We start from the raw sequence: 12,889 nt of genomic DNA, 5'->3' as shown, positions 1-12,889 counted from the left end.
TCCTGTAATTCGCATGTTTTCTTATTGCAATTTGAGGTGTGGCATGCTAAAATATTTTAAGTTGTGAAACGTTTGTGTTCATAAGTAATGCCTTTACAGGAGGTGAATGTAATGCCAAACATCAAATCCGCTATCAAACGCGTTAAAACTAGCGACAAACGCCGTGCGTTGAACGCTTCCCAAAAATCCGCGCTTCGTACAGCAGTAAAAGCTGCCGATACAGCGTTGGTAGGTAACGAAGCTGAAACTGCTGCTGCTGCTTTCAAAGTAGCTTCCCAAAAGCTGGACAAGGCTGTAACTAAAGGTCTGATCCACAAAAATGCAGCTGCTCGCAAGAAATCCCGCTTGGCGAAAAAACTTAACGCTCTTACAGCTCAAGCGTAAGCAAGAGCTACTTTCATACGTTAATGAAAAAAACCTGACCAGCCGTGGCTGATCAGGTTTTTTTAGTTTATAACTTTTGTTAATTTATAGAGTCAGCTTTCCACGCTACATGAGCTGACTCTATAACAGCACATGGGGGGAATTAGATTGAAGCCCCCGCACCCATTTTCATCAAAAATAGTTCCAGTCCCAGTACCTTGTCAACGACACCTGTTTTCATATGATAATCCAGCTCGCCCAATTCGTAGAGAAGCTGACGCAGCTGCTCAGGGCGGAACCTCCGCGCTTGGTCCCCTGCAACTTTCACCCCATAAGGATGCAAACTAAGCTGACTCGCAATTTGTTGCTGGGAATAGCTTTGACCTGCCAACTCTTTGACCTGCAACATAATACGGAACTGTCGCGTGATCAAAGCGGCAATCTTGATCGGTTCCTCTTTTTGCTTAAGCAACTCATAAAAAATACTGAGCGCCTTATCCAGCCGCAAATTAGCCAGATCCTCAACCATCGCAAATACGTTTTGCTCTGTGTTACGAGGCACCAGGGATTCTATATCAGCGGATGAGATCGTTCCCTGTGCTCCTGCGTACAAGCAGAGCTTGTCTATCTCGGCAGCCAAGGATTGCAGCCCGGTACCTGTGAATTGAATGAGGCTTTCAGCAGCTCCTGCAGCCAATTGCACTTCTCTTTCTCCTGCACGCTTATGGATCCAAGCTATAAGATCATCTCCACCCATTGGAGCAAAAGCAATAACCGAAGCATCACTTTTCAGTTTTTTGACAATCTTTTTCCGCTCATCCAACTTTTCAGCCTGAACCGTAAAAACGATGACGCTATAGTCAGTCGGGTTATCCATATAAGTCAACAGCGTCTCAAGCCGGTGCTCTATCTTACCGCTATCTTTGCCTGCTGCAAATACACTGGTATCCCGTACAATAATCAGCTTCTTTGGCACCAGAAAAGGCGCTGTTTCCGCCTCCTCCACGACCACCTCAATTGGCGTTTCGGTTAAATCATAAGGAATGATGGCGAAGTCACGATGCTCCTCTTCCACCACTTTCTCTTTAAGCATTTCAACAAACTGCTTCATTTGATATTTTTCACTGCCATATAGCAAATACACTGGCGAAATGTCGCCTTTCCGAATAGCCTTAGTGGCTGTTTTTACATCCATTTTCCGTTCCCCCCACCCACTGATCGTACCCGACATCCGACCGGAAGGCAAGTCATGACACAAACGAAGGGACCCTGCCTATAGGCAGGATCCCTTCACCACCATCTATATCAACACGGCAGCAGAAAGCTCTAGAAACTTTCGGCCGTCGGGATACGACGTCGGTTCATATAGTATATTCTCTGTTTTTAAAAGTGTGTCAACTTACGGAAACTATTTTCCAGTGCTGCGCGGGACGGTGTACGTATATTTACTTGCTGTCCCATCCTGCTCCGTCTCATACATAAAGGTCTGGCTGTCTTCTGACCAGCTTCCTTTGACCCAGGCACCTTTTAGAGTACGGACTTCCAGTGTTGTTCGGTCTACACCGTTATCGGAAAGCTTATACACTTTCAGCTTTTTGCCCTCAATAGCCACCGCATAGCTACCATCTGGCGAGTTGAGCTGATCTGTAGAGGCGGATTGGGCACTATAGCTGGAAGCATTATCGTTGTCCGGAGAGACCAGTGAATTAGATACAAATCCTTCTTTACGAACCGGGTCTTGCGACACGGATGATTGCTGATCATTAGAAGCTGTATTGCTGCTATCTGTTCCCAAGGCATTGCCCGAATCCTTTGTGATGCTTTTGGAAGTCGTTTCTTTCGACGTTTCATTTGACGCAATTCGATCCTGTACCTTCAAATCCTGACTAAGCGACGAAGAAGAATCATTCGTACTTGTGTTACCATTATTATCGTCCTGAGCGGTACCCGTACCCGCTAGGGGTGCTTTTTCCATTTTCGGTTCCAACTGTTCATCAGGAGCAATCGTGGATTGATCAGATTTTTCCTGACTTAACTGTTTGTCCTCAGATTTAGGAGCATCTCCAGCAGAAGGATTTTCCTTTGTCACCTGACGATCCGTACGTAGCTGTCCCTGCCCTTCATCCTGGTGAGAAGAATGTTCAGCTGGTGCAGACTTCGTCGAATCTTCCTCCCCAGCTCGCTGATCGTCACGTTTCCCAGCATCCCGTTTGGAAGAGTTCTTTTCATCGTCTGCATTGGTTGCACCTTGTTTGCTCAGGTCAGGATCTTTATCCGCAGGTAGCTGAGATGCATCCGTTCCTTGCCCCTGCTCTGACGGCTGCTGTGTAGAATCCGAACCAATGGCTGCATCACGGCCTCCACTGCCATTGGCTGTACCTGGAAGAATTTCCGTCTGATTCTGCCGATTCGTCACTTCGGGCGTCTGGGTTGTAAGTATGCCTTCCGCATCCTGCACTGTTTTAGGCTCGAAGTTAAACACTACAATCCCCAGTACAACAGCAGCGGCAGCCACGCCCATGGCAGCGCGACCAGCCATTCGGTTCCACCAAGGTGTAGGCTGGGTACTTTGTCTAGGCACTGGTCCAGGTTCTACAGCCACAGGCTGCATTTCCTGAAGCGCACTTCCCTGCTCTTCACGTGCGCGGTCAATGGCATCAAGCTGAGGCATGATGGAATCCACCAGGCTGAACGCCGGGGAAACCGCAGGCAATTCCTCCAGCTCGCGAGAGAGTGTCTGAAGAATAAGAAATTTTTCCGCACAGTCCGGGCAAGTCGCAATATGGTTCATTAATTGGGACGTCTCTTCTTCGCCCAGCTCATGATCCACATAACGCTGCATCCAATCCATCACCTCTTCCCCACACTTCATCCTGATACACCACCTTTCTGATATTCCTGAAGTAGCCCTTGCAATTGCTGTCTTGCACGATATAAGTATGACTTGACCGTATTTAGCGGCAAATCCAGAGAATCTGCAATCTCGTTATAGGAGAAATCCTGCAAATATCTTAAGACAATTACCGTCCGGTGGTGCTCCGGAAGTTGTTGTATAGCCTCACGAACATCCTGTGCCATGTAAGAGGTCAACACCTCGACCTCCACGTTTTGGGGATCGTTGAATATCATGTCGTGCTCGTCAATGGAAACCGAGGGCTTCGTTCTTCTGAATTTGTCGATGCATATATTCGTTACAATGCGTTGGACCCAGGTTTTAAACTGCGCTTTTTCCTCATAAGAGTTAATTTTGGAATAGATCCGTATGAGGGCTTCTTGTGAAGCATCCATGGCGTCCTGCTCATTGTTTAGAATGTAATATGCCGTACGGTACACATGCTGTTCTATCTCTCTTAATAGGGTAATGAGAGCGTCGCGATCGCCCGATTGAGCGGCTCGAATGAGTCCCTGCTCTACCACAAAGGATCCCCCTCTCCCTGCAATATTACAGACGTATCCATTTTGCAAATTGTTGCAGGATAGACGTCTGACACTAATTTTATTTTTTTAACAAAAAAAATTATACCAAAAAGCCCAGAATCCCCAGCGTATCCTCCCTTAGAATAACAGAAAAAGGGAAGGTAGTCACCTTCCCTCCTACATACATTTAAATGCTAGCCTATCGAGCTGCAAGATCATATTGTTACTTCTTGGCAACCAAAAAATCAGATATGAGTTCTAATTGATAAGTCAGAGCAATCGGATCTTGAAAATAAAAATCGTCGATTGAGTATTGATATACTTTACCTAATTTAACGGCAGAAAGGTTCTTCCACACACTTTTAGATAAAATATCTTTTCCTTGGTCTGCTCCGTCGCCTCTAATACCCAACATTAAATAATCGGCATCGCCCAGCATCTCCGGTAAAGCCTCTATTGAAATGCTGGCCCATCCCTTCTCGAACGCTGCCCTTTCTACCTTCTCAGGAGCATGAAGTCCCAGCTCGTCATAAAGTATGGCTCCTCCACGTCCATAGGATTTTCCATATAGATATAATTCTTTTCCTGTAATCTCAAAAATAGCGATTTTTTTGCCCGAATCCATGACATCAGACAAAGCCTGTTTCTTCTCAGCAATCTTGGTTGCAAAATCAGCCAGGCAATTCTTCGCTTCCTGCTCCTTGTTTAACACTTTGCCCAGCTCCATCAGACGGTCCTTATATTGATATTTACCATATGGAATAAATACTGTAGGCGCTATTTTTTTCAGATTTTCATATGCTTTCTCATCATAGGTAATGATCAGATCCGGCTTCAGGGCAGTCACTTTTTCAAGGGACAGTGCGGAGCTATCACCGATATTTTCAACCCCATTCAAGTATTTTTTATAATATGGTGCATCAAATACGGTGTCTGGAGCCCCTACAGGTGTAATACCAAGTGCTAGCACATCACCTACATAATCACCGACTGCCACCACGACACGCTGGGGATGCTTAGGAAGAGTAATTGTACCTTTATCACTTTCATATGTACGCGTGGCAGCTTTATATCCAGTTGATGTGGTCTTGGAAGCAGTCGATTGACCGCTTTCTGTTACAGTCCCACCCCCACTTGTAGCGCATGCGCTCAATACCAGCATTAACGAAATGATAAACAAACAAGCCGATGCCCTAAATTTAAAATAACTCACAATATTCCTCCCATTAATAATGATTCTCATTTTCATTACTCATATGATTCTATCAAAGCCTACAGCTACTGTCCATGCAGATTGGATTCAAAGCAAACAGCCCACTCCTGAGAGTGAGCACCCGTTTTAGTATGTTGTTGTATTAGTATCTGTTTTGTACTGTTTGCGTTGGTACCGCACACTCAGTTTTCCTTGCTGCGCTCGAATCTGTATCTCTCCCATCGTATCTGTTCGATATATAGCAGAATCAACTCCCGATAAACGTTCCAATACCGCTTCATTCGGATGTCCGTAAGTATTGGTCGCACCGACCGAAATAACAGATACTTTCGGTCGCCAGTAGGATAACCACTCTTCCGAGGTGGAGTACTTGCTGCCGTGATGTGCTATTTTCATGACATCTATAGCTTTCCTTACTTCCCCCGTTGCTCCCTCATCTTTCACACTTGATGAAAAACGAGTTAATTCAGAGAGCAACGACGACTCTGCTGCATCATCCATATCTCCTGTGAACAAAAAAGAGGCTCCCTCCATCTCCAATATCATGGCAACAGAGTAATGATTCTGTTCCTTCATAACAGGCAACTGCTCAGATTCGTTCTCCGGTAGTGTAAACGGATAGAGAAAGCGGATTTTCGTAGCCTGGTCTGGTTCCCATTCCATACTATGATGTGCACCATACAGCTTGATCTGCTTGTCTAAAGCCGTGTTCAACAGCTTACGGAATGGGGTTTTAACTGTCAGGGTACCGTTAAAAAACAAGGTAGATACAGGAATCTGGTCAAGCACAGCCTGTAGTCCTCCGGCATGATCATGATCTCCATGCGTTAAAATGACAGCGTCCAGGCGATGCACACCTCGTTGCTTTAGCAAGGGTACAATCGTATCTTCACCCACCTCGTAGGGATCTGCACGCTTGCGCCAAGCATTTTTCCCTGTCGCAAAATCCATTGTACCCCCGCCATCAACCAAGATATGTTTCCCGCCCGGCGTTGTAATTAAAATGCTGTCACCTTGGCCCACATCCAGATATTGAACAATTCCCGTATTTCCCTCACCAGGAGATTGGTAACCTGTATACAATATTCCAAGCCAAGCAATAACACTTAAAGCCAGTGCCAAATGACGATAACCATTCCACTGTCGACTTGCAAATTTCCCTGCTCCCTCAGGTTCAGGAGCCGTATGCAATATAGCCGCCCATTCTGGAGAAGCTGCTAATCCTGTATATATAGGTGATGAAATGGCAGTAGAATTCAAGACGGTAATGTTGTTCGTTTGCCTGCGGGATGTCAGCCACCTTTTGAGCCAGTACAAAACACTGTACAGAGCTGCATAATACGCCATGACCCACAGGATGGAAGAAGACGGCCAAATACTCACATAAGCATCATCTACATTCAGCCATTTCACTATTAAAAAGGTCAAATCGTTCAATTGCTCTGCCGGCCACGCAAGAATACGAGCCCCATCCCCCCACAAAAAGGAAAGCCCCATCGCCACCGTACCTAATGGAAGCACGATATATGTAATAAGGGGTACAAGCACAAAATTGGCCGCAAATGATAACAACGAAAATTGATTAAAGTAGAATACCGTCATTGGAAACGAAACAAGCTGTGCCGTAATTGTAATCGCAACTTCACCGCCGATTAGGAAAGGCCATTTGGCGAAAAACGGCTTCATAAGCGGCATATAAATGAGCAACCCACCTGTCACCAAAAAGGAAAGCTGAAAGCTGACGCTAAGTAGATAATATGGATTCCAAATCAGCATGAGCAACGCGGATATACTTAGAATATTAAGTCCGTCTTTGAGCATACCTCGTCGGGCTGCAAACAAGCCGATCATCGCCATAATTCCCGCCCTCACAACAGAGGGAGAAGCACCTGTCAGCAGGACATAAGCCGGAATGAGTATCATCACCACCGTAAGAGATGTCTCGCGGCTAACTCTTAGTAGCTTGAGTAAATATAATAGTGTAGCTGCATATACCGCCACATGCATGCCCGATATTGCTAAAATATGCGTTAAACCAAGCTGCGTAAACTCGTTATACGTTGCTGGGTCCAACTCATCTGTTACCCCAAGTACCAGTCCTTTCATATATCCTGCGTGATGAAGTGATGTAAATGCCGATTCCATTCTCTGCCCTAGCTGCTCCCTAAGCTGATCATTCCATCTGAACAAAGTGTAGCGGTTCCACAGTGAAGCCTCCTGCTTTTGTAATGAGGCTGCCCCATCGCCTTTGAAAAGCCAGTGGATTTCCTGTGTGTGCAGGTATTCACTGTAATCAAAGCCACCAAAGTTCCCCGCTTTTGCAGGAGCCTTTAAGGTGCCACGCAGTAGGATTGCATCTCCACGTTGCCACGCTGCCGCAAGTTGCTGTTCCTGCTTGGAAGCCAACTTGATATGAACAATGACCTGTTCAGAAATTAGTGCACGATTCTCGTCCTTTTTCGAATGACTTCCGTAGTGATTGATTGAGGTGACTCTCATCTCAAACTGTGTTCGATCACCATCTACCTGTACTTCAGAAGCGATAAGCCCTGCTGCTTGAACAGGCATGTCTTCCACCATAGAAGACGATACATGAAGAGCATCGGGAATACTGCTATCATTATACATATCATGCCAATACCAATGAAATCCACCACCGCTGAATACAAGCCAAAGTAATACCATATGCCGGATGGGGATTTTCATCAATAAAGCTATAAGCGGAAGGATCAGGGTAACCCCCGCCCAGAGCAACAAAAGCATCCGTCCAGAATACAGACATGCTCCTGCACTTCCTGTAATCCAACAAACAGTAAGGGTCAATATAGGTCTAGTTAACACAAGTTTAGCTTGAATACAATCACCTTCCGGTAGCAAACATTGCTTTCTGTCAAAAAAACACTAAACAAAAAGAACCTCTGACAAAATAGCATTCGTCAGAGGTTCTTCCTCGTTTACTTTTTAATTCATTACATCCATCAGCGTTTCTTTCGGTGGATGATAGGTCTTCAGCATACGAAAGGCGATTCCCTTTTCCTCCATCATAGCACGAACCTTGTCGGCATCTTTGGGATAAGGTCTGTGGTATACAATCTCCACAATACCGCTGTTCGCCAACATATTGGCACACGTCCAGCATGGCTGGTCGGTGACATATACTGAAGAGCCTTCACGATCAATTCGGTCAGTAAACAGTAGCAGGTTCTGCTCCGCATGAATAGTGCGAATACAACGCTGCTTCTTAACCATTTCCTCGTGCCCATCACGGTGAACGACCTCATACTCCTCTGAGATCATACAGCCTGCCTCAGAACAGTCAGGCACCCCGGATGGTGCTCCATTATAGGCCGTTCCCAAGAGCTTTTTACCTTGTACAAGTACGGCTCCAACATGACGCCGCGCACAGCGCGAACGGGTGGATACCATATAAGCGATATCCATGAAATAGGTGTCCCAGTCCTTGCGTACATCTGCACTCATTTCCATCTCTCCCGTATAAACAAGTTAAAACGTAAACCATATCCGCTACCGCCGCTCTCAGAGCCTGTACATTGTAATCTTATATAAGTTACAAGCTGACATACGGCTTCATTTTCGCCAACATTTTAGCTCCGATTCCTTTTACATGATCCAAATCGTTCACACGTTTGAACGCCCCGTGCTGATTACGGTAGTTCAAAATAGCCTCGGCTTTTTTAGCCCCAACCCCTGGTAGCTCCATTAACTCGGCAGCAGTCGCCGTGTTGATGTTTACCTTTTTTTCGCCGGAAACGGGTGTAGTAACCGAATCACTTACCGTATTGATCCTACTCGTCGCTGCACCACTCGAACTAACAATACCTGTGTTTGAGCTCGGATTCGCAAAACCTGACTGCCTTACGGTACTTGAATTTCCCGCAATAGAGTTTTCGCTCACAGCAGCAGATACACCAGTAGAAATCTGCACAGTATCACGTTTCACATTGGCAACGGCTTCGGCATTCGTATTGCTTTCAGCTTTGTCTGAATTCTCTTTTACAGCAGGCTTTTCCTGGGCATAGTCACTGCTGCGCTGCGACTCATTTGGCTCTGAATCCATCGCCACAGCCTGCTCCACCTTATGGTTAAGTAAAGTCCACTCTTCTTGCGGCTCAGAGCGCTGTCCTCCGGCAAATAAAATAAGTCCACTCCCGATTACAGCAAGCGTTATCGCTGTTCCTGTCCATACGCGTTTCATTTCCGTATCGTCCCCTACTCCACATGGATTTCGGGAAATTGAGCCGACTGAAAACACCGTCTCAATCAAACAGAGCAAGTCTGTCCAATTCCCGTTAAACCGGAGGGTGCAAACAACCTCCATACGGTCTCGCTGTGAGCATTTTTACAAAAAAGTGGTACGACCTCGGGCACGATCTAACATGCTCAGACATAAAATTCGTCATGTCGGCCAAGACCAGGCGCATACACTAAGAAGAATGACAGCTGACAGCACAGCGTCTATACCGCAAAGTATGAAAGGAGGACGTTGAACAATGAAAGTTGGATTTATCGGGACTGGCAGCATGGGAAGTCTGCTAATTGAGTCTTTTATTAATTCTAAAGCACTCAAGGCGCAGCAAATATCAGCAAGCAATCGAACGCATTCCAAGGTAACCGAGCTAGCCCGTCGTTATCCAGGTTTGCATGCAGCCCAAAGCAACCGTGAAACGGCAGCGGAAAGCGATGTTCTGTTTATCTGTGTGAAGCCGCTGGAATCAAAAGCCGTAACGGATGAAATACGCAACGTCATTACAGAAGAGCAAATCGTCGTATCTATCACAAGCCCTGTGCAGATTCGTATTTTGGAGCATGCACTGAAAGCCAAAGTGTCCAAAATTATTCCCAGTATCACCCACCAAGTGGGCAGCGGAGCCTCACTATGCATCCATGGAAGCCGGATTACAGAGGAGGACTGCACCCTTCTGGAAGAGCTTATGTCCCACATCAGCAGGCCGATTCGGGTTAAAGAATCTTATACTCGGATCACGTCGGATTTTTCGAGTTGCGGTCCTGCTTTCTTGGCCTTTTTTATGGACCAGTGGATTCAAGCCGCAGTGCAAGCTACAGGTATAGACCGTACGGAGCTATGCGCCCTGGCCGGTGAAATGATTATCGGCACTGGAAAGCTACTCACGGAAGGCAGGATGACACCAGCCGAGTTACAGGCCAGAGTGGCGGTTCCCGGAGGTATTACTGCCGAAGCTCTCGCATTGTTGGACATCAGCCTGCATAGTGTCTTTCCCGAGCTGATACAAGCCACGCACAACAAGTATGAAGAAGACATGCAAAAGGTGGATGTCTCCTTCGGCTTAAAGCCAATTAACCGGCAACAATATTAACCAGCTTACCTGGAACAGCAATTACCTTGCGGATCGTTTTGCCGGCCAGTGCCTGCTGAACATTGTCCAACGACACAGCGAATGCTTCCATCGCTTTAGCATCAAGATCCTTGGCAATCGTTGCACGCTGCACAATTTTACCATTCACTTGCACAACAATTTCCACTTCGGTGTCCACCGTCCATGCTTCATCATAAGCAGGCCAGGCCGCGTAGGTAATGCTATCATTGTGCCCCAGCAGCTGCCACAATTCCTCGGCCAGATGGGGTGCAAGCGGCGACAGCATTTGCACGAAGTTTTCCATTGCTGCACGCGGCAGAAGGTCTGCTTTGTATGCATCGTTGGTGAAGATCATCAGCTGGCTGATCGCTGTATTGAAGCGCAGTGCATCCAGATCTTCGGTTACTTTTTTCAGCGTTTTATGCCAAGTACGATTGAACTCATCGCTACCGCCGTCATTTGTAATTTTATCGTTCAGGCTACCATCCTCGGAAACAAACAGGCGCCATACGCGGGACAGAAAACGATGTGCTCCCTCTACCCCATTCTCATTCCATGGCTTGGTCGCTTCCAGCGGCCCCATAAACATCTCATAAATACGCAGCGTATCGGCGCCAAACGTATTGACAATATCATCAGGATTAATGACATTACCGCGTGATTTACTCATTTTTTCATTGTTATTGCCCAAAATCATACCCTGGTTGACCAGCTTATAAAAAGGCTCTTTCGTTTCCACTACGCCGATATCATACAGTACCTTATGCCAGAAACGGGCATACAGCAAGTGAAGAACCGCATGTTCCGCTCCGCCAATGTACAAATCAACAGGCATCCATTCACGTTGTTTCTCTTTGGATACAAGCTCTTTGTCATTTTTCGGATCAATAAAGCGCAGGTAATACCAGCAACTGCCTGCCCATTGTGGCATTGTATTTGTCTCGCGGCGTGCTTTCATACCTGTCTCAGGATCAATGGTTTCGACCCAATCTGTTGCGTTCGCCAGCGGGGATTCACCTGTACCTGAAGGCTTGATATTGTCCATCTCCGGCAGTACGAGCGGAAGTTGGTCCTCAGGAACCGTTTTGATCGTTCCATCCTCCAGATGAATTACCGGAATCGGCTCGCCCCAATAGCGTTGACGGCTGAACAACCAGTCACGCAGGCGATAGGTGACTTTGCCGTGTCCTTTGCCCTCAGCTTCCAGCCATTCAATCATCTTCGGAATCGCTTCCTCGTTGGTAAGTCCATTCAGCGGGCCGGAATTGACGTGCGGTCCATCTTCAGTATATGGCTCATTAGCCACATCTCCACCTTGGACAACCTCAATGATATTCAATCCAAATTGCTTGGCAAATTCCCAGTCACGCGCATCGTGAGCAGGTACAGCCATAATCGCTCCAGTTCCGTAGCCTGCAAGAACATAGTCAGCAATCCAGATCGGCAGCTTTTCGTTGTTCACCGGGTTCACTGCATAAGCTCCTGTGAATACGCCTGTTTTATCCTTGGCCAGATCTGTACGTTCCAGATCGCTTTTACGAGCAGCTTGTTCACGGTACTGTTGTACAGCATCCTTTTGCTCAGGCGTAGTGATAATATCCACCAATTCCTGCTCTGGTGCCAGCACACAGTAGCTTGCGCCGAACAGTGTATCTGGACGGGTTGTAAATACTGTGAGTTGCTCGTCATAGCCTTCAATTGGAAAACGAACCTCTGCCCCGGTAGACTTACCGATCCAGTTCCGCTGCATATCCTTAATACTCTCAGACCAATCCAGTTCCTCCAGATCCTCCAGCAGACGATCCGCGTATTCCGTAATTTTCAGCATCCATTGACGCATTGGTTTACGGACGACCGGATGACCGCCACGCTCACTCTTACCGTCAATAACTTCTTCATTCGCTAGCACCGTTCCCAGCGCTGGGCACCAGTTCACGGGTACTTCAGCTACATATGCAAGGCCGCGCTTGTACAGCTGGATGAAGATCCACTGTGTCCATTTGTAATAATCAGGATCCGTCGTGCTGATTTCACGATCCCAGTCGTAGGAGAAGCCGAGCGATTTGATTTGGCGGCGGAAGTTATTTACATTTTTCACCGTAATTTCGCGTGGGTGCTCCCCTGTATCTAGCGCATGCTGCTCGGCAGGCAGACCGAAGGCGTCCCAACCCATCGGATGCAGTACGTTGTAGCCGCGCATTCTTTTATATCGTGAAACAATATCCGTAGCTGTGTAGCCCTCCGGGTGGCCTACATGCAGGCCGGCTCCAGATGGGTACGGAAACATATCCAAAGCATAAAACTTAGGTTTGCCCGGCTCTTCCCCGGTGCGGAACGTCTTGTTCTCATCCCAATATTTCTGCCATTTTGGTTCAATACTTTGCGGTTGATAGCCGTGCTTCGGCTGTGTGTCTGTCATTGTCTTTTCCTCCTCAAACGGTATGCAACAAAAAAACCTCTGCATCCCGTAGCGTGTCAGCGCTAGGGACGAGAGGTTATATTCCCGTGGTACCACCCTAGTTAGCAGAAAGCGTTCTTC

General features: G+C 46.9%; 11 protein-coding genes and 1 other annotated feature (1 of these 12 only partly in view). Of the genes, 2 read left to right on the top strand and 9 right to left on the bottom strand.

What is annotated here, in order from left to right; translation table 11 throughout:
• The first annotated feature begins 111 nt into the window (after window positions 1-111).
• The gene (gene rpsT / locus ACQW03_RS20255; RefSeq protein WP_013311181.1) at window positions 112-384 is read left to right on the top strand and encodes a 30S ribosomal protein S20; all 273 of its coding nucleotides are present in this window, start codon (window positions 112-114) and stop codon (window positions 382-384) included.
• A gap of 142 nt (window positions 385-526) precedes the next feature.
• Here the strand turns inward: rpsT and holA are convergent, their stop codons facing one another.
• The 8 genes from holA to ACQW03_RS20215 form a co-directional block, all read right to left on the bottom strand.
• The gene (holA, locus tag ACQW03_RS20250; RefSeq protein ID WP_076293523.1) at window positions 527-1,558 is read right to left on the bottom strand and encodes a DNA polymerase III subunit delta; all 1,032 of its coding nucleotides are present in this window, start codon (window positions 1,556-1,558) and stop codon (window positions 527-529) included.
• Window positions 1,559-1,771: 213 nt separating this feature from the next.
• On the bottom strand, window positions 1,772-3,235 hold the full coding sequence (locus tag ACQW03_RS20245) for a zf-HC2 domain-containing protein (protein WP_025723417.1): 1,464 nt from the start codon (window positions 3,233-3,235) through the stop codon (window positions 1,772-1,774).
• Window positions 3,232-3,780 carry an RNA polymerase sigma factor gene (locus tag ACQW03_RS20240; RefSeq protein ID WP_013311184.1) on the bottom strand — a complete coding sequence of 183 codons (549 nt, stop codon included), beginning with the start codon at window positions 3,778-3,780 and terminating at the stop codon, window positions 3,232-3,234. The genes ACQW03_RS20245 and ACQW03_RS20240 overlap by 4 nt, the downstream gene beginning before the upstream one ends.
• Window positions 3,781-4,003: 223 nt before the next feature.
• Window positions 4,004-4,993: an iron-hydroxamate ABC transporter substrate-binding protein gene (locus ACQW03_RS20235; RefSeq protein ID WP_441951445.1), complete on the bottom strand. Its 990-nt coding sequence runs from the start codon at window positions 4,991-4,993 to the stop codon at window positions 4,004-4,006.
• A 126-nt stretch (window positions 4,994-5,119) separates the two neighbouring features.
• Complete coding sequence (locus ACQW03_RS20230) at window positions 5,120-7,693, bottom strand: DNA internalization-related competence protein ComEC/Rec2 (protein ID WP_441952443.1); 2,574 nt, start codon at window positions 7,691-7,693, stop codon at window positions 5,120-5,122.
• Entirely contained in the window at window positions 7,623-7,775 is a 153-nt protein-coding gene (locus tag ACQW03_RS20225; protein ID WP_258383107.1) for a hypothetical protein, read from the bottom strand. Before ACQW03_RS20225 ends, ACQW03_RS20230 begins: the two co-directional genes overlap by 71 nt.
• Before the next feature lie 179 nt (window positions 7,776-7,954).
• Window positions 7,955-8,473: a deoxycytidylate deaminase gene (locus ACQW03_RS20220; protein ID WP_069010453.1), complete on the bottom strand. Its 519-nt coding sequence runs from the start codon at window positions 8,471-8,473 to the stop codon at window positions 7,955-7,957.
• Between the two features lie 88 nt (window positions 8,474-8,561).
• Window positions 8,562-9,209 carry a ComEA family DNA-binding protein gene (locus ACQW03_RS20215; protein ID WP_441951443.1) on the bottom strand — a complete coding sequence of 216 codons (648 nt, stop codon included), beginning with the start codon at window positions 9,207-9,209 and terminating at the stop codon, window positions 8,562-8,564.
• A gap of 295 nt (window positions 9,210-9,504) precedes the next feature.
• On the opposite strand from ACQW03_RS20215, the gene comER reads away from it, so the two are divergent.
• Window positions 9,505-10,350, top strand: a complete 846-nt coding sequence (gene comER / locus ACQW03_RS20210; RefSeq protein WP_441951441.1) for a late competence protein ComER — start codon at window positions 9,505-9,507, stop codon at window positions 10,348-10,350.
• Here comER and leuS read toward each other — a convergent pair.
• Window positions 10,331-12,769, bottom strand: a complete 2,439-nt coding sequence (leuS, locus tag ACQW03_RS20205) for a leucine--tRNA ligase (RefSeq protein ID WP_441951439.1) — start codon at window positions 12,767-12,769, stop codon at window positions 10,331-10,333. The two genes, comER and leuS, sit on opposite strands and share 20 nt — an antisense overlap.
• Window positions 12,770-12,830: 61 nt before the next feature.
• Window positions 12,831-12,889 (bottom strand) — a binding site (T-box leader) (it continues 199 nt past the right edge of the window).

Source organism: Paenibacillus sp. DRB1-1, from assembly GCF_052119485.1.
Lineage (GTDB): Bacteria > Bacillota > Bacilli > Paenibacillales > Paenibacillaceae > Paenibacillus > Paenibacillus polymyxa_B.
This window is presented reverse-complemented; position numbering and strand designations above follow the sequence as displayed.